Consider the following 15,520-nt stretch of genomic DNA (forward strand, 5'->3'; position numbering starts at 1 on the left):
CATGTTTCTGCGATGTACGTACTCAAGGCCGAAAACATCTGCCACGACTACGGTGTCCGTCCGCTGTTCGACGGGCTGGATTTCAAGCTCGACGAGGGCGAGAAAGTGGGCCTGATCGGCGCCAACGGCTCGGGCAAATCGACCCTGCTGCGAATCCTGGCCGGGTTGGAACGTCCGCTGGAGGGCGAGGTGAGCTACCCTGCCGAGATTCCGGTCGCCTTTCTGGCCCAGGAGCCGTCGTTCCGGCCGGGGACCACTATCTACCAAGCGCTCGAGAGCGGCCTTGCCCATCTGGCCGGGATGAAACGGCGCTACACAGAAGTGACCCAGCGGCTGGACAGCAGCCTTTCCAATGCCGCGCGTACCGGACTTCAGAGCGAGCAGCAGCAGCTGCACGAACAGCTGACCACCGCCGATGGCTGGGACCTGCGCCCGCGGATCGAGGGCATGGCCTCCCGGCTCCGGCTGCCGGAGCTCGACGAGATCGTGGACAACCAGAGCGGCGGGACAGTCAAGCGGGTGGCCCTGGGTCAGGCTCTGCTGGCCGGGCCGAAACTGCTGCTGCTCGATGAGCCCACCAACCATCTCGACACCACCACGATCGACTGGCTCGAGAACCGGCTGAAATCATTCCGCGGAGCGCTGCTGATGATTACCCACGACCGCTATTTCCTCGAAGCCGTCGTCAGCCGGATGGTCGAATTCTCGTTCGGCCTGCTGAAAAACTACCCCGGCAACTACAGCCACTTCCTGGTAGAAAAGAAAAAGGAATGGGAGCTGGTCCGCAAAGGCGACGAGAAACGGGCCAAACTGCTGGCCAAAGAGATCGAATGGCTCAAGAGCGGCGTCAAAGCGCGCACCCACAAGAGCAAGGCCCGGATCGAGCGGATCAGGCAGTTGGCTAAAGTGCGCAGGACCAAAAAAGATAAGCCGGTTGAACTGCTGTTCGATCCCGAAAAGCGGCTGGGCCGGACGATCATCAAGGCCCACCGGCTGCACAAATCATTCGGAGACAAAGAAGTGGTCCGGGATTTCTCGCTGGAGCTGCTGGGCGGCGAGCGGATCGGGATAATCGGGCCGAACGGCTGCGGCAAGACCACGCTGATCCGGATGCTGGTCGGAGAAATCGAGCCGGACAGCGGGCACGTCCATGAGGGGGTCAACACCCGGATCGCCTATTTCGACCAGTACCGCGAGCAACTCGATCCGGGCGAAACTGTCTGGGACACGCTGGTGCCCGGCGGCGACCACGTGCTGGTTTCCAGCCAGCGCCTGCACAAGAAAGCGTTTCTGGAGAGTTTCCTCTTTCCGCCGGAGATGCACCGGATGCGCGTGGAGCTGCTTTCCGGCGGCGAGCGCAACCGACTGCTGCTGGCCCGGATGATGCTGGCCGGGGCCAACGTGCTGGTGCTGGATGAGCCGACCAACGACCTGGACCTGCAAACACTCGAGGTGCTGGAGGAGCAGCTCAGGGAGTTCACCGGCTCACTGATCATGGTCACCCACGACCGCTATTTTCTGGACAAGGTGGCCGAGGAGTTGTACACGTTCGAGCCCGGCGGCACGATCCGGCACTGCCCGGGCAACTACAGTTTCTACCTCCAGCGCACTGCCGAGCAGCGGGAACGCAGCGGGCGGGACAAGCTGAAACCGGCACAGCGGGCCGCCGAACCGGTAACGAAGCCAGCCGCCCTGCACTATCTTGAAAAGAAAGAACTCGATACTATCGAGGAGCGGATTCTGGCGGCGGAACAGGAAGTTGAACAAAGCCGTCAAGCTATGGACGATAAAAAAATCGCCGCGGATTCCCACGCGCTGGGTAAGGCTTACGAGCGGGTGCGCGATGCAGAGACCGAGGTGGAGCGGCTCTACGCCCGCTGGGATGAACTGGAGCGCAAGAAAGCGGGGGAGGGTGGGTAGCTGACACACCCCGACGGCTTCGCCGCCACCCCTCTCGAGAGGGGATTTCTCTCCCAGCTAATTGAAATCGACCCTAGGGGCGAACCTAAGTATTCGCCCGAAATTGGTGGAGCGCTATTTCAGCCGCTGAGAAAATCGCACCGCCCACCGTGTCAGCAGGTATTGTATTCCCATCAAGACCGGCAGCAGCAGCACCGCGCCGGCCAGAATTGTCTCCCGCCCCCACTCCACTCCCAGCATTCGGCCGATATTGCCGGCCAGGCTGTTGTCCAGCGCGGCCATCAGGATCGAGCCCGCCCCGAACAATCCGCTAACTCCGGCCGCCAGCAACGCCGTGCTTTTTGCCTGTTTTTTTGCCTCTTCCGGCCCGGCGTTGCCATTAGCCAGCCGCCTGCCCATGTAAATCCCCAGCGCTATCCCGGGCAGGGGCACCAGCACCGGCACGCCCATCGCCAACGCGAACGACACCACCGTGCAGCAGAAATAAACCACCGGCACAACCGGCCTGCGCACCGAGTAGAACCGGCCGGTCATCCTGCGGCCGAACACCAGGCAGGCCAGCAGTCCGGCGGCCAGGCCGCCATAGGCGAAAAACGGGATCATCCCGCCGGGCAGGGGCAGCAGGCCGTAAATATGGACCGCCGCCGCTGTCCACCAGCAGAGGATTCCGGTCAGCAGGGGCAGGGCTGTCCAGAGCGCGATGCGGACTGTCACCCGCTCGGTGCGGTTTGGGATGGGATGGACGGACATTTTACTGCTCCTGTCCCCACAACGCGGGGCTTTCGGTATTCTGGCATTCGTCTTTCAACCGGCAAACTTTTTCCCGGCTACGTACACTTCGCGCGGCTTGAACGCCGCCTCCGGGCCACCGGAGACTTCGGCCACCACCAGGTCGGCCTCGAACCCCTGCTCGAGCGCTCCCACCCTGCGGCCCCAGGAACCGTCGTACATCCCGCTCACCCGCGAGGGGACAGTGGAGCACATCACCGAGGCCAGCCGCACCGCCTCGTCCAGCGGATGGGCCGGGTGTCGGCGGACCCAGTTGCCCTCCAGCTCCACGCTCAGCAGCCCGACCAGATTGGTGAACACGTCGTCCATGTTGGCGATCGCCCCGTAGAGCACCGAGACGTCACAGGTCCTGGCCTCCGGAACCGGCATCGGGCGCACGTTACCCTCGCTGTCGCGGCGGCCGGTGACATAGATGTAGTTGTGCTCGCGGTCGATTCTGCCGAGGATGCCGTTGATCTCGAACTCTCCCTCGGGGCCGTCGGTGGGGAACATGCTGTCGCTGATCGCGATCACCCGTTCGGCCCCCTTGCGGCTGATCACGTCGCGCACCACCCGGCCGTCGACGTGGACCAGGTCGACTATCAGTTCCACGGCCAGACGGTCGTCGCGCAGGCAGCCCTGGAGGGTGCCTCCGTTGTCGAAACTCTTGGTGCTGCCGCCGGTGGGTCCGTTGAGCAGGTGGATGAAATAGCGCAGGCCGCACTCGACAGCTTTTGTGAGCTGGTCGGCGGTGGGCTTGCAGTGGCCCGCGCCCACAACCACGCCCCGTCCGGCGGCGTACTCGATCAGCTCCAGGCTCTCATCGCCGAACTCCGGGGCGATATTAACAAACCGCACGACCCCGGTGTCCAGCAGGCGGTCGAGAATCTCCCGGTCCGGGGGGAAAATATAGGCCGGGTTATGGGCGCCGCAGTTGACGGGGTTCATGAACGTGCCCTCCACCAGCGCGCCGCAGAGTTCCGTACCCATCGGCGATTGTTCCCAGCGGCGGCGGAACTCGGCCATGCCCTCCAGGTAGCCTGTCACTTCCTCGACAGGCGCGGCTAGTGTTGCCGGGAAAATCCCGGTCACGCCCAGTTTAACCAGGCCGCGGCTGACTTTCTCCAGCCTGTCCGCATGTCCGGCGGGCGATGAAATCCTGTTTAGCAGGGCCACCCCGTCGTTGATATGCATGTCGATCAGGCCGGGGAGCAGGTACGCGCCGGCCAGGTCCACCACTTCCGCTCCGTCGCTCGCATCCGGCGGGAATTCTCCCGCGCGCACTATCCTTCCGTCCCGCACCTCGACCGATCCCTCGATTACCCTGTCCGGCGTGACAACTTTTCCGCCGGTAAAAATGAGGTGTCCCGCTGCCGGCATTTATTCTCCCTCCGGAATTGCCTTATCCTGCCTTATTAATAAAAGCGTCAACATGATGCTAAACCTGAAATCCCCCTCAATTCCCCTTTTTCAAAGGGGAAGGCCGCTTCCCCCCTTTACCAAAAGGGAGGCCGGGGGGGATTTCAACTACAGGGCTGAGTCGGCATGAAAACAAAGTCTATTGACAGTTCAGTGTACAGAGCTATCACGTTCAGCCCTGCTGCAGCCTCTCGCGGACCATCGCGCTCACGACTTTCCCATCGACCCGGCCCTGCAGCTCGAGCATCACCGCCCCCATCACCCGGCCCATGTGCTCCGGTCCCTCGGCGGCCAGGTCTTCCACCACCTGTCCGATCACCTCGCGGATTTCATCTTCGTCGGCCTGGGCGGGAAGGTAGCGTTCGACAATTTCCAGTTCCCTGGCGTGCTGGTCGGCCAGGTCGGTGCGGCCGCCATTCTCGAACTGCTCTTTCGCGTCCCGGAGTTGCTTGGCATAGGTGGCGAACACCTGTACCACGGTCTCCTCGGTGAGCTCTTTCCGGCCGCCCTTTTTGGTTTTCTCGTTCATCAACTGGCTCTTGAGCATCCTCAGCACACCGGTTGTCAGTTCATCCCTGGCCTTCATCGCCCGCTTCAGGTCATCCAGTAACTGCTGTTCCACCGGCATCACACACCCCCTGCTGAACTGAAATTTCTCGAAAAAGAGAATTGGTTTATAGCCTGGACTGCCCGGAAATTAATAGTAAACGGCGCTTTTGCGGTTGTAAAGGGCGATGGGGCGGGAGGTCAGGTGCAGCGGATCAGCCGGCGCTCGGTAACCAGCATGTCCAGCGGAATGTCATGGGGCAGCGAGGGTACCGAGTCCAGGACCTGGAACTCGAACGCGAGCGCGACCCGGGGCGCGCGTCGCACGGCAAGCAGGCGGTCGTAGTAACCCTTGCCGAACCCGATCCGCCCGCCGTCGCAACCGAACGCCAGGCCTGGCACGAGCGCCAGGTCCCAGCCGATTTCATCGGGTCGCCGGGGCGTGCCTTCCGACGGCTCCAGGATACCGAAGTGGCCGGCGACAAGCCTGAAATCGCTTTCCAGCTCGACCAAATCCAGCTGCAGGGTGGATTTATCGATCACGGGAACACAGACTTTCTTGCCGCTGTCAAGGGCGGAGCGGATGATTCCCCGCGTGTTCACCTCGCCGGTTTTGCTGCCGACAAACGTACAGATGAACGTGGCGTCGAGCCACACGGGGAGGGTGGTCAGGCGGCGCTGGATCGCGCTGCTCATCCGCTCCTGATCGTCGGGATCCAGCTTGTTTCGCAGGGTGCCTATCCGTTGGCGGAGAGCCTGCTTCTGCCGCAATGCCCGGTCCTGGTCCATCGCCACCCCCGGGTTCAGTCGTCGTTGACAACTCGGCGGCGCTTGTCCTCGACCGCCCAGCGGTAAACCTCGAGGTGGCGGCGCGCGGAAACTCCCCAGCTGAAATCGGCCTTGAAGGCGTTATCCATGATTTTTTTCCAGCGGGCCTGGTCGATGGAATAGATCGAGATCGCCCGCTCCAGCCTGGCGACCATCGCCGCCGACTCGAACTCATGGAACTTGAATCCGTTGCCACCGGCAGGGTCCTCGTCCGCGTCGATCACGGTGTCGTCCAGGCCGCCGATGGCGCGGACCACCGGGACTGAGCCGTACTTGAGGCTGTAGATCTGGTTCAGTCCGCAGGGTTCGTAGCGGCTGGGCATCAGGAACATATCGCTGCCGGCCTCGATCAGGTGGCTCAACCGCTCGTTGAAGCCGATTACCGCAGCAAACCGTCCCGGCCAGCGCTCGGCGAAATTAAGCAGTTTGACACGGAACTGTTCCGCACCCAGACCCAGCACGGCGAACTGGATGTCGTGCTCCATGAGCTGCTCGATACCCTCAGCCAGCAGTTCAAGGCCTTTCTGCTCCACCAGCCTGGTAACCATCCCAACCAGCGGGACACCGGGGGTTTCGGTAAGTTTCAATTCCCGCTGCAGCTCGATTTTACAGCGGGTCTTGCCCTGCGGCGAGGTGCGGCTGTAGTTGACCGGCAGGTGAGGGTCAGTCTCCGGGTTCCAGCGGCTGTAGTTCGCGCCGTTGATAATACCGAAGAGTTTATCGCTGTGGCTGCGGATAATTCCCTCCAGCCCGAAGCCGAACTCATCGGTCTGGATCTCCTCGGCGTACTTGCTGCTGACCGCAATCACGGCGTCGCTGAACACGATCCCGCCCTTGAGGAAATTCATCTGGCCCCAGAACTCCAGACCGTCCTGGTTGAACAGCTGCGGACCAAGTCCGGCGGTGAACATCTCCGGACGGGGGAAGATCCCCTGATAGCCGAGGTTGTGGATTGTCAGCACGGATGCGCTGCCGCGGAGCCGGCGGGCGATCTCCTGATCGCGGGCCATGTAGACCGGTCCCAGGGCGGTGTGCCAGTCGTGGCAATGGACCACATCGGGCCGCGGCCGCACGGCGGCGGCAAGTTCCATGACCGCGCGGGTGAAAAACACGAACCGCTTGGCGTTGTCGGGGTAGTCGCTGTCGGTCGAGCCGTAGATTCTGTCACGGTCGAACAGGGAGGGCTGATCGACGAAAAACATCTCGACTCCCTCGTGGGTGGTGCTCCACAGCTTGTATTTCTTGTTCAGTCCGCCCACCAGGACCTTGCGCTCGGCGTCCCCGTACAGTTTCAGTTTCAGCCGCTGAGGATCGATAAAGCCGTAGCGCGGCAGCACGACCGCCACCCGCGCGCCCAGCGAGACCAGCGCCGGAGGCAGCGCCCCCAGCACGTCACCCATCCCGCCCGTGCTGGCGAACGGTTCCATCTCTGTGGCGGCAAACAGGACGTACATCGGTTTCTCTGTCAACTACGGTTCAAGGCATTTCCAACATTGTGGCGACGTGGTGGGAAGTGCAGTCGGCCAGCACGTCCAGGTCGTACCCGCCCTCGAGCACGGTCAGCACCCGTCCATCGCAGATTTCCGCCGCCAGATCGAAGACCAGCACATCCATTTTGTAATACGTTTCGGTTTCCAGCGCAAGCCCGGCAAGCGGATCATCGGTGTGGGCGTCGAAGCCGGCGGAGATCAGCAACATTTCGGGCGCGAAATCTGTTATCGCGGCCAGCGCCGAGTTCTCGAAAAGATCCAGGTACTCCCTACCACCGGTACCCGGCGCCAGGGGAATGTTCAGCACCGTACCCAGGCCAGCGCCCGTTCCGCGCTCGGAAGCGAAACCGGTGCCGGGATAGATGGTTTCGGGGTGCTGGTGGAGACTGACAAACAGGATGTCCGGATCGCTTTCAAAGGCGTGCTGGGTGCCGTTGCCGTGGTGGACGTCCCAGTCCAGGACCGCCAGGGGCCTGATCCCTCCGGCTTCTTTCAGCCAGGCGGCCGCGATGGCGATATTGTTCAACAGGCAGAAGCCCATCGAGCGGTAGCGCTCGGCGTGATGGCCGGGGGGGCGGACGGCGCAGAACGCGCGTGCGATCTCTCCCCGGGCGATCATCCCGGCGGCGGCCAGCACGCCTCCGGCGGCCAGGCTGGCGATCCGGCGGCTTGCCGGGCAGACCGCGCTGTCGGGCGTATCGATAAACGGGTCTCCGCGCTCGCAGACCTGCCGCAGCCGCTCCAGGTATTCACGGTCGTGGACCCGCAGAACATCCTCCTCACCGGCCTCGACAGGCTCGATCCGCCGGCAGCGGCCGGCGAGCCCGCGTCTCTCTAATTCCTTCCTGATCCGCTCGGTGCGTGAGGGGCGCTCCGGATGGGAGGGGCCGGTATCGTGGAGTTCGAAGACCGGGTCGGCGAGCAGGCCGACTTTTTGGTCCCGGTCGCCCATCTCAGACCGAAATTCCGTTCAGCCCGTACCAGCCGAAATAGACGGCGAAGAAGACCAGGCTAACCGCGCAGACCCGGATCATCCCGCGGTAGAGGCCATCTGAGAGCCAGCGTTTGCCCCCGGCCACCAGCGTGCTGACGATGGTGTACCAAACCAGGTCGGCCATCACGTGGCCCACCAGGAACGCCGCCAGACCCGGAATGCCGAGCTCGCGGGAGATAACCATGTAGCCCAGCCCGATCGTGGCCCACCACAGAATCCAGTACGGATTAGACAGGCTGGTGAGAATACCGGCCCAGAACGGATGGACCTGGACCAGGCCGCCAGAACCGGCTCCAGCGGATTCAGGGAACAGGGTCAGCTTGCCCGCGCTGCGCAGCATGTCGACGCCCATCCAGAGCAGCATGGCCCCGCCGGCCACGGCGATCACGGACAGCACGGCAGCATTCTTGAGAAACTCGGCCAGGCCCAGAATCACGGCGGCCACCAGGACGCTTTCCAGCATGCCGTGGCCCAGCACGGCGATCGGGCCGGTCCAGGCGCCGCGATGGGGACTCTGGCCCACGACCGCCACAAACATCGGGCCCGGCATCAGCGCGCCCGAAAGCCCGATAATGAACGAACCGATAAATATTCCGGCAAGCGAATCCATCAGCCTAGCCCATCATCCTGCCGATCAGGTTCCAGGCTGTATTGACAGCCAGCAGGCAGACCGCTATCAGCCCGAGAATTCCCAAAACGTTTACCCACCAGGCTGGCCTGGTGCCGCCCATGATTTCGCGCTTGTTGGCCAGCCAGAGAATCATGAACGCGGCCAGCGGGACCATGATGACGGTGACCGCCTGGGCGATAATAATCGAATTGATGGGCGAGAACTTACTGCTGGCAGCGGCCATGGCGGTGCCGATCAGCAGGACCATGATGGCGAACCGCTTGGTCCAGGGACTGGAGATTCTGCCGCCCAGGCCCAGGCCATCGGAGAGGATAGTCCCCGCCAGGATTGCGTTACCCAGGAACGAGCTGAAACTGGCGCCCCACAGGCCCAGGCAGAACAGGTACATCGCCGCCCGCCCCAGCAGTGGTTCGAGCTGAGCGGCCATATCCGCGGCACTGCGGACCTCGATTCCCCGGCTGCCAAGCACCGTGCTGGCGGTAATCATCACAACCAGACCGATCAGGATCAGGGCTGTGATCCCGATCGCGCTGTCGCGGATCCCCTCGCGCAACTGCGCCGGTCCCCAGTTCTTTTCCTGGACCAGATAGCACTGGAACAGGGCCGCGCCCACGGAAAAGGTGGTCGCCACCACCGCGGCGATCAACGGGATATACTGCATGTCGATAGCGCCGGGGACAAACCCGCGGACCACGCTGCCCAGATCGGGCCTGGCCACGGCAAGGTTGCTGACGAAGGCGACAGTCATGATCACCACCAGAGCAATCATCAATTTCTCGACAGCCTGGTAGAGGCTGCTGAAAAAGAACAGAAAGCTGATGGCGATCAGGGTGAATAACGCCGCCCAGACCCAGACAGGCCCGCCGAACACGGCGTTCATCGCCATGCCCACGCCCAGGTTGTTGCCCACCTGAAACCCCGCGCTGCCCAGGAAAGCCAGGATGCCTATCGTCACCGAAAGCCACTTGCCGTAGCGCTCCTTTACCACCGTGAGGAACGTCTTTTCGTTCATCGTGCCGAACCTGGCGGCCAGGGCGGTGTAAGTCAGCATGAACACGCCGCTGACAACCAATATCCAGAGCACCTTGGTGCGCAGGATACTGCCGATCGCCGACATCGAGGTTATCGAACCCGGCCCGAGCACGATAGCGGCTACGATCAGGCCCGGTCCCAGGCTGCGGCCGATTTTTTTCAGCGTATCGAGCAATCTCGAACCCTCTCCGGCGGGGGCGTTCCGGCCCGTGGTCAATGCATTTTCTTGTCGTCGTCCTTTTTCAGCGGTCCGTCCACGCTAACCCGCGCCGGAAGCTGGTCGCCGCCGGGTATCTGCCCGTTCTGCGTCTCGAACTTGGCGATATTGTCGGCTATCGCCCGCTGCAGGTTCTTGAAATTCTGGGGCGTCATCACGATCCGGGCCTGAATCCGCGCCTTGTTGACTCCAGGCATGATCCGGGCGAAATCGAGGATAAACTCGCTGCTGCTGTGGGTGATCACCGCCAGGTTGGCGTAGACGCCCTCGGCTTCCTGTTCGCGGAGTTCGAGGTTGATCGTGCGTTCCTGGGGCGGCTGCTGCTTGGACATGGTTCCTCCGGCCAAGATGCTCATCGTTTGCGAATCCGGTAATGTCGACCCAAGATGGTTGCCGCGGCGGTGAAAGTCAAGAGGACAAAGAGGAGAGCGCGGCCGGGCCGGCCGGGTTGCAAAACGTGGTTCCAGGGGTGTAAATTGAACAATTCTTGCAGGACAATCGATATCGTCCGGGGTAAAATAAAATCAGGGCAGGGGAGCGTTATGCAGAGGGAGTGCGTCAGGCAGGGTCTGTTGAAAATTTCATGGCCGTCCGGAATCGTGATGGCGCTTCTGCTGCTCGCGTCGATCCCGGTTTACGCGACAATCGTGCGGCATGTGCCGCTGGAGGAGCAGGCGCGCTCGGCCGACGCGGTCGTAGTCGCGGTAGCCGGGAATCAGAGCTGCTCGTTCGGCGCGGGCGGCGGGATAATCTACACCGATACCCGGTTCACGGTCGAACGCTGGGTCAAGGGGCAGGGCGGCGCCCGGGTCACCTCACGCCAGCTCGGCGGCGTGGTGGGCGATATCGGCCAGAGCGTTTCCGGCTCGCCGGTGTTCGAGACAGGGTCGCGCTACGTGCTGTTCCTGGAGGCCCGGGGCGACGGGTTCTACCGGGTGGTGGGGTTCAGCCAGGGAGCCTACCCGGTGGTGAATGCGCCGGGCGGCGGGCGCAGGGTGATGCCCAGGCTGGCCTCCGCCGCCGGCATGGAGCTTGTGGGAGTGGACCGCGACGGCCAGATGGCGCCGCAGCCACTGGAGGAATTCCTGGCCACCGTGCGCGGCTACCTGGGGGAGGACTGAGGTGATGAGCGGGCGGAAACTGGATAAGATCACGGAAACGATACCCTGGGCAATCGCGCTGGCCGCGCTGCTGATGGTGGCGGTTAATCCGGCCGCGGCCTATGTCTATTTTTTCACCCGGGAAGACGGCTACCGTCAGCACTGGGACCCGGATATCGATTTTCCGCTGCGATATGCAATCCACGATGGAAACACAAACGACGGGTTGAGTAATTCGGTGGTTGTAACAGGAATTCGGAGCAGCTTTCAGGCATGGAATAATATAGCATACGCCAATCTAGATTTTGACTATGCCGGCACAACTTCTCAGACTAACGTAAGTACCGGTAATGATAATATTAATCTGGTGATTTTTGATTCCTGGGCTACTGATTTTTCTATCTCTGATGGACCCGCCGGTCCTTCTGTCGTAGGGATTACAATAAACACTTATAGCGCCACAAACGGGAGAATTCTCGATTCGGACATAATTTTCAACGACCTGGAATACGTGTTCAGCACCACCCAGCCAACCGACCTGAGCCAGAAACGGATCAACCTGCAGGATGTGGCCACCCACGAGATCGGCCACATGCTCGGGCTGGACCACACCTGGATCGAGCACGCGACAATGTACCCGTACACCCGCGACGGCCAGAGTTCGGTGTCCGAGGACGACCGCGCCGGGATCAGCAGCCTCTACCCGGCGCCGGGCTTTTCCTCGGCCTATGACTCGCTGACCGGCACTGTGTACAACGTGGACGGGGATAAGGTGTGGGGCGTATACGTCTCGGCGATCAACGATTCCACCGGGATAGAGGAAGTGGCCGCCCTCAGTGATTCCGCGGGCCGCTACAATATCCAGGGTCTGCGGCGGAGCACGGAGTATTATCTTCGCGCCCGCACGGTCGATCTCAAGCACGTGGGCCAGTATATCCAGAGCAACTCCGATCTGACGGTCTATATCCCGCAGTATTTCGACGGGGTCAGCTCGATATTCGGCGCTGTGCCGGTGCCAACGGGCGGGTTCCAGCCGGATTACGATTTTACCCTGACCACCGCTACCCTGCTGGCGCGCTATGACATGAGCAGCTCATTGAATGTTTTGCTGTATTTAAGCGGCAACACTACCAATCATTACCTGGCGGTGCGCTTTCCGGCATCCAGCCTGCCCGTGGCCTTCAAAGTCCACGGGATGACGTTCCACAACAACGACCTGAACACGGCCTGGCCGAAAATCATGCTCACTTCGGGAACCGAATCCGCTCCGGACGCCGCTAACCCGATCCGCCAGGTTGTAAACTACCTGGGGGCGGAACAGAGTTTCACTAATATTGAATGGGAACCGGTCCAGCTCACTGATTCCAGGCCGATCTGGATCGTGTTCCAGTTTCCGGACAAGCAGTTTCAGACAAACGGTGACGGCCCGGCGCTGGGTGCAACAACCAAAAACATCTATTCCGATATATTCTACAGCACAACCGGAATTAACGGCTTCGCCCCCTATCCGTTCGACAACCAGTACGACCTTGCGGTTTACCTCACCACCGAGATCACCGACATCGCCCTGGTGCCGGCTGTGGAACTGGATGTCGACAGTATCGATTTCGGCCACGCCAAGGTGGGCCGCACGACTTACCAGACCTACCCGATCGGCAATACGGGAGCCAGTACCCTGGAACTGCTCAACATGTACAGCTCGAACCTGGCCTACACGGTTTCAGCAGACAATTCGCAGGTGGGGCCGGGCATGGTGGATACTCTGCGGGTAGCGTTCCGTCCTGCCAGCGCCGCCCTCTGGCGCGGCACGATTACGATCGAGACCAACGATCCGGTCCGCGAGGTGATCCAGATCCCGGTCGCCGGCACGGGGGTGCACCCCTCGGTCCAGCTCGCCACCACCGCGGTGGCATTCGACAGCGTGGAGGTGGGCGAATCCGACTCGGCCGGAGTGACGATCCGCAGCACCGGCGAGGTGCCCCTGCTGGCCTGGGGCTGGAATGTGGACAGCGGGCACTACGGCGTCTCCACCGCTGACACCCTGGAAATAGCCCCCGGCGACAGCGCCTCTGTCACTGTCCGGTTCGCGCCGCTGGAGGGCGGCGAGCATCCGGCGGTATTCTCGTTCACCACCGATGACTCCGCCCGCACGCTCCACCAGGTGGCACTCTCAGGCACGGCCACTGTCGGCGGAGTGGTGCTGAGGTGCGACATGACGGGCGATGGGCGCGCGGACATTATCGACGTGCTGTTTTTCCTCCTGCTCTCCCGTCGCAGCCCCGCCGACCCCCGTCTGGACTGGAACGCCGACGGGAGTTATACTATCGCCGATGTTGTCGCGCTGCTGAGGGATATCCGCGACGGCGCCTGCCCGGATGTCCGGTCCGGGGCCGTGCTGGCCGGGCAAAGGGCGACAGACGGCAACGCCTGGCTCGAATCGTTGAGCGCGGAGGAAGTCTCCTGGCTCAGGGATTACCTGGCAAGCGCCGGCCTTGGGGAGGACGACTACCGGGAGGCAATGGCCGCACTCGGCTCGGCGGACGCGGGTCGTCCGGCTCTGCCCAATGCCTTTTCGCTGGCCCAGAACCATCCAAACCCGTTCAACCCGTCCACCACGATCTCTTTCAGCGTGCCGGACGGCGGGACGGAGGGCCGGGTGAGCCTGAAAGTCTACGATATCGGCGGGCGGCTGGTGCGGGTGCTGGCCGAGGGGGAGCGTGCTCCCGGCGAGCACACTGTTTTCTGGGACGGCACGGACGAACGCGGCCGCGGGGTGCCGAGCGGAGTTTATATCTATCGTCTGCTCGCCGGCGGGCGGGCGTTCACCCGTAAGATGGTCCTGTTGAAATAAGTCAGGATCTAGTTGAGCCTTGATCAGCAGGAGGCTTGTGAGAAAGTCGTCCCAACCGGACTTCATAGCTAAAAACTTTAAAGAAGCTTTAATGTTGTTCAAGCTGGAATTGCCACTCGGATGTATTACGAAGCCTGTTTAACTGGATAAGAATCCCAGTAGGTTTCATTGTCTCAAGGTAGAAGACCTTGTGCCTGAGGATCATATTCTCCGGCGATACTAATCCCTTTTGAAAGTTATCGGAAAGTGTCAGGCTATGGTTTCTTCGCGTCGTGAACTGGGCCTATTGACTTTTCTTTTCGGCCGCAACTGGTTTCCCCTGGTTATTCAACTGTTGTTTACGGCAGTTTTCATTCTCTTGATATTTGGTGGACTAGGCGCGAACACAACCGACATGAAATTTGCCGGAATTCTTCGCAATACAAATCTCGCCAACCTGGTGGTCTGGTCTTATTGGTGGCCCCTTGTAATAGTCTCTGCGGTCATATTCGGCAGAATCTGGTGCGCGGTCTGCCCGATGGAACTGGTGACTTCGGGGCTGAGTAAATTCGGACTTAAAAGAAAAGTGCCCGGTTGGATGAGAAGCGGATGGTTGATTACCGTATTCTATGCTTTGATCCTTGTAATCGGGATCCATACATTCGCCATCCACAGGGTACCCTTCAGAATGGCTCTTTATCTAATTCTGCTTTTTGGATTGGCTGTCGTTTTCGGTTTGCTTTTTAAAAAAAGAGCGTTCTGTAACCACCTCTGCCCGATAGGTCCGCTGCTTGGATTTTACGGATTCTGCTCACCATTTGAAATAAGAGTCCGCGATCGGCAAGTCTGTCACGATTGCCGTGGAAAAGAATGTATCTCTTCCGGAAATTATTACAACTTTGTGGGACGTTCATGCACCAGTGAACTCTATCCGGCGACTTTATGGCATAACCGTGATTGTATCACTTGCAGTCAGTGTTTCAAATCCTGTCCCTTTGACAACGTTGGTGTTTTTGCCAGGATGCCTTTCAAAGACATCTTTTCCGGCCTCAGATTAACAAGTTCTCAAACTTTTCTTCTGTACATTATTTCAGGGTTCGTGGTCTACGAAATACTCTCGGAATGGCAAACCACCAAGGACATTCTAGCTTTTATCCCAAACCAGGTAGCAGATAAACTGGGCGTTGCAGATCCACACCTGACCGGATTGTTGACGGCGGTTGTTATCTTCCTGGGATATCCACTGTTGTGGTGGATAGTGCCGGCCTTTATAAACCGGTTCAGCAATCCCGATACCGGGGTCTGGGAATATATGAAGAGCACGGCTGTCTTTTTCGTTCCGGTGGCCGCCGGGGCACACCTGTTTAAGTCCATGCTCAAAACAACCAGCAGAATACCATTTATTGAACACAGTATCGATGACCCGAACGGAATTGAAACCGCCAAAGCTATTGCAGCCGGAACACTGTTTCTGGACAATAGTTTCGTAAGTGCAGTCCAGCCATACTTAACGTTTTGCGCGATCACCCTGTTTTTAATCTCGATAGCTGTTTCTCTAGCGGCGCTGACAAGAAAATGCCATGCCGGAGAGGGCATATCTGTTTTTCCCGCCGCAACAGGTGTTCTGACTTACTGCCTTATCTTTGTGATTACCATTGTCTGGTGGCGGTTTTAGTGTCGAGCGCCAAAGTAAAGAGTGTATAATTGCCTGGATGCTCCAGTCGTGGCGGCCGGTAAATCTTACA

13 protein-coding genes are annotated in these 15,520 nt (G+C 60.6%); 4 read left to right on the forward strand and 9 right to left on the reverse strand.

Annotated features, from left to right (window positions below):
• Positions 1 to 12 precede the first annotated feature (12 nt).
• A complete protein-coding gene (locus tag FVQ81_04685; GenBank protein MBW7995865.1) occupies positions 13 to 1,920 on the forward strand; it encodes an ABC-F family ATP-binding cassette domain-containing protein in 1,908 nt (635 codons plus the stop codon).
• A gap of 114 nt (positions 1,921 to 2,034) precedes the next feature.
• On the opposite strand, the gene FVQ81_04690 is transcribed toward FVQ81_04685, so the two are convergent.
• From FVQ81_04690 to FVQ81_04730, 9 genes are all read right to left on the reverse strand, one after another.
• Entirely contained in the window at positions 2,035 to 2,670 is a 636-nt protein-coding gene (locus tag FVQ81_04690; protein ID MBW7995866.1) for a hypothetical protein, read from the reverse strand.
• Positions 2,671 to 2,724: 54 nt separating this feature from the next.
• Positions 2,725 to 4,068 (reverse strand): hypothetical protein, encoded by a 1,344-nt coding sequence (locus FVQ81_04695; GenBank protein MBW7995867.1) that lies wholly within the window; start codon positions 4,066 to 4,068, stop codon positions 2,725 to 2,727.
• A gap of 211 nt (positions 4,069 to 4,279) precedes the next feature.
• Entirely contained in the window at positions 4,280 to 4,735 is a 456-nt protein-coding gene (locus FVQ81_04700) for a GatB/YqeY domain-containing protein (GenBank protein MBW7995868.1), read from the reverse strand.
• Between the two features lie 119 nt (positions 4,736 to 4,854).
• Positions 4,855 to 5,442 carry a 5-formyltetrahydrofolate cyclo-ligase gene (locus FVQ81_04705; GenBank protein ID MBW7995869.1) on the reverse strand — a complete coding sequence of 196 codons (588 nt, stop codon included), beginning with the start codon at positions 5,440 to 5,442 and terminating at the stop codon, positions 4,855 to 4,857.
• Between the two features lie 14 nt (positions 5,443 to 5,456).
• On the reverse strand, positions 5,457 to 6,935 hold the full coding sequence (gene glgA / locus FVQ81_04710) for a glycogen synthase GlgA (GenBank protein ID MBW7995870.1): 1,479 nt from the start codon (positions 6,933 to 6,935) through the stop codon (positions 5,457 to 5,459).
• A gap of 22 nt (positions 6,936 to 6,957) precedes the next feature.
• On the reverse strand, positions 6,958 to 7,923 hold the full coding sequence (locus FVQ81_04715) for a histone deacetylase (protein ID MBW7995871.1): 966 nt from the start codon (positions 7,921 to 7,923) through the stop codon (positions 6,958 to 6,960).
• Position 7,924: 1 nt separating this feature from the next.
• Positions 7,925 to 8,575, reverse strand: a complete 651-nt coding sequence (locus FVQ81_04720) for a lysine transporter LysE (protein ID MBW7995872.1) — start codon at positions 8,573 to 8,575, stop codon at positions 7,925 to 7,927.
• A 4-nt stretch (positions 8,576 to 8,579) separates the two neighbouring features.
• Positions 8,580 to 9,803 carry a divalent metal cation transporter gene (locus FVQ81_04725; GenBank protein MBW7995873.1) on the reverse strand — a complete coding sequence of 408 codons (1,224 nt, stop codon included), beginning with the start codon at positions 9,801 to 9,803 and terminating at the stop codon, positions 8,580 to 8,582.
• A gap of 38 nt (positions 9,804 to 9,841) precedes the next feature.
• Positions 9,842 to 10,177 carry a DUF3467 domain-containing protein gene (locus FVQ81_04730; GenBank protein ID MBW7995874.1) on the reverse strand — a complete coding sequence of 112 codons (336 nt, stop codon included), beginning with the start codon at positions 10,175 to 10,177 and terminating at the stop codon, positions 9,842 to 9,844.
• A gap of 270 nt (positions 10,178 to 10,447) precedes the next feature.
• Here FVQ81_04730 and FVQ81_04735 point away from each other — a divergent pair, with 270 nt between their 5' ends.
• The 3 genes from FVQ81_04735 to FVQ81_04745 all read left to right on the forward strand — a co-directional run bounded on the left by FVQ81_04735 (position 10,448) and on the right by FVQ81_04745 (position 15,450).
• Positions 10,448 to 10,966: a hypothetical protein gene (locus FVQ81_04735; GenBank protein MBW7995875.1), complete on the forward strand. Its 519-nt coding sequence runs from the start codon at positions 10,448 to 10,450 to the stop codon at positions 10,964 to 10,966.
• 4 nt (positions 10,967 to 10,970) lie between these two features.
• On the forward strand, positions 10,971 to 13,796 hold the full coding sequence (locus FVQ81_04740) for a choice-of-anchor D domain-containing protein (protein ID MBW7995876.1): 2,826 nt from the start codon (positions 10,971 to 10,973) through the stop codon (positions 13,794 to 13,796).
• Between the two features lie 229 nt (positions 13,797 to 14,025).
• On the forward strand, positions 14,026 to 15,450 hold the full coding sequence (locus FVQ81_04745) for a 4Fe-4S binding protein (GenBank protein ID MBW7995877.1): 1,425 nt from the start codon (positions 14,026 to 14,028) through the stop codon (positions 15,448 to 15,450).
• The last annotated feature ends 70 nt before the right edge of the window (positions 15,451 to 15,520 follow it).

The sequence above is a fragment of the Candidatus Glassbacteria bacterium genome (assembly GCA_019456185.1).
GTDB lineage: Bacteria > Gemmatimonadota > Glassbacteria > GWA2-58-10 > GWA2-58-10 > JAJRTS01.

Excerpts from the sequence above, each read along its gene's own strand:
- FVQ81_04685 (MBW7995865.1), top strand. The coding sequence starts at position 13 with ATGTACGTACTCAAGGCCGAAAACATCTGCCACGACTACGGTGTCCGT.
- FVQ81_04720 (MBW7995872.1), bottom strand. The coding sequence starts at position 8,575 with ATGGATTCGCTTGCCGGAATATTTATCGGTTCGTTCATTATCGGGCTT.
- FVQ81_04740 (MBW7995876.1), top strand. The coding sequence starts at position 10,971 with ATGAGCGGGCGGAAACTGGATAAGATCACGGAAACGATACCCTGGGCA.
- FVQ81_04730 (MBW7995874.1), bottom strand. The coding sequence starts at position 10,177 with ATGTCCAAGCAGCAGCCGCCCCAGGAACGCACGATCAACCTCGAACTC.
- FVQ81_04715 (MBW7995871.1), bottom strand. The coding sequence starts at position 7,923 with ATGGGCGACCGGGACCAAAAAGTCGGCCTGCTCGCCGACCCGGTCTTC.
- glgA (MBW7995870.1), bottom strand. The coding sequence starts at position 6,935 with ATGTACGTCCTGTTTGCCGCCACAGAGATGGAACCGTTCGCCAGCACG.
- FVQ81_04700 (MBW7995868.1), bottom strand. The coding sequence starts at position 4,735 with ATGCCGGTGGAACAGCAGTTACTGGATGACCTGAAGCGGGCGATGAAG.
- FVQ81_04705 (MBW7995869.1), bottom strand. The coding sequence starts at position 5,442 with ATGGACCAGGACCGGGCATTGCGGCAGAAGCAGGCTCTCCGCCAACGG.
- FVQ81_04695 (MBW7995867.1), bottom strand. The coding sequence starts at position 4,068 with ATGCCGGCAGCGGGACACCTCATTTTTACCGGCGGAAAAGTTGTCACG.
- FVQ81_04690 (MBW7995866.1), bottom strand. The coding sequence starts at position 2,670 with ATGTCCGTCCATCCCATCCCAAACCGCACCGAGCGGGTGACAGTCCGC.
- FVQ81_04735 (MBW7995875.1), top strand. The coding sequence starts at position 10,448 with ATGGCGCTTCTGCTGCTCGCGTCGATCCCGGTTTACGCGACAATCGTG.